This window comes from Enterococcus sp. 3G1_DIV0629 (assembly GCF_002141285.1).
Lineage (GTDB): Bacteria > Bacillota > Bacilli > Lactobacillales > Enterococcaceae > Enterococcus_B > Enterococcus_B lactis.
Genome location: NZ_NGLI01000001.1, coordinates 95022 through 96136 on the forward strand (window position 1 = coordinate 95022; position 1115 = coordinate 96136).

Below are 1115 nucleotides of genomic sequence, written 5' to 3' on the forward strand. Positions count from 1 at the left end.
TATGGAAACTAGTGATTATTGTTTTTCATCTTCTTGTTATTTGTGGTTTGGGTATCGGATGGGTAGGTATATCAAGGCCGGATTGGTTGTTAGGATGCGTGTTGTATTTTGGAGCAGTTGCAACATTAGATTATCAAAAAAAGAAAAAAACATTCTATCTGTTCGGTCTAGGTCTACCGATGTTGATATCAATCAGTTTACTTATTTGGATCCATTATCTATTGGCTTTCTATTTAAATACTGACAGGATGTGGGTAATCATCGCTTTGTTGCTTTTCATGATGATTTCCGGCTTGATGGGTCTCTATTTCTCTACAAAACTTGAAGATAATCGAATAAAGTGGCTACTTTTAGGAATGAATTATCTATTTGCTACTTATTACAATATTGTTCTTTTGTTTTTCTTATGAATCGAAACTGCCGTTCCTCATTTCATTTAATCATGAGAATCATTGGGGTATGAGGAAGGCGATGTATGGGTCAATTAAAAGGAGAGAGTTGGATGTTATCAATAGAAAGTAAGAAAAGTAAGCGGGTATCGATGGTTCTGTTAGTCTTCTGTATGATTTTGCTCAGCAGTCATTTGTATATTCGTCATGAAGTGATAGGGTTTCTAATCGTCCAGTATTCATGTTGGATTTTAAGTGGTATCAGTTTAGCTTTTTCAAGAAGAATAGAGTCTAATCTATGGAAACTAGTGATTATTGTTTTTCATCTTCTTGTTATTTGTGGTTTGGGTATCGGATGGGTAGGTATATCAAGGCCGGATTGGTTGTTAGGATGCGTGTTGTATTTTGGAGCAGTTGCAACATTAGATTATCAAAAAAAGAAAAAAACATTCTATCTGTTCGGTCTAGGTCTACCGATGTTGATATCAATCAGTTTACTTATTTGGATCCATTATCTATTGGCTTTCTATTTAAATACTGACAGGATGTGGGTAATCATCGCTTTGTTGCTTTTCATGATGATTTCCGGCTTGATGGGTCTCTATTTCTCTACAAAACTTGAAGATAATCGAATAAAGTGGCTACTTTTAGGAATGAATTATCTATTTGCTACTTATTACAATATTGTTCTTTTGTTTTTCTTATGAATCGAAACTGCCGTTCCTC

Annotated in this window: 2 protein-coding genes; both read left to right on the forward strand. The window is 34.5% G+C overall.

Translation table 11 applies throughout. The features are described from left to right. On the forward strand, positions 1-410 hold a 410-nt coding region (locus A5816_RS00425), incomplete at its 5' end, for a hypothetical protein (RefSeq protein WP_086310450.1). 92 nt (positions 411-502) lie between these two features. Continuing rightward, positions 503-1096 carry a hypothetical protein gene (locus A5816_RS00430; RefSeq protein ID WP_086311149.1) on the forward strand — a complete coding sequence of 198 codons (594 nt, stop codon included), beginning with the start codon at positions 503-505 and terminating at the stop codon, positions 1094-1096. Positions 1097-1115: the final 19 nt, after the last annotated feature.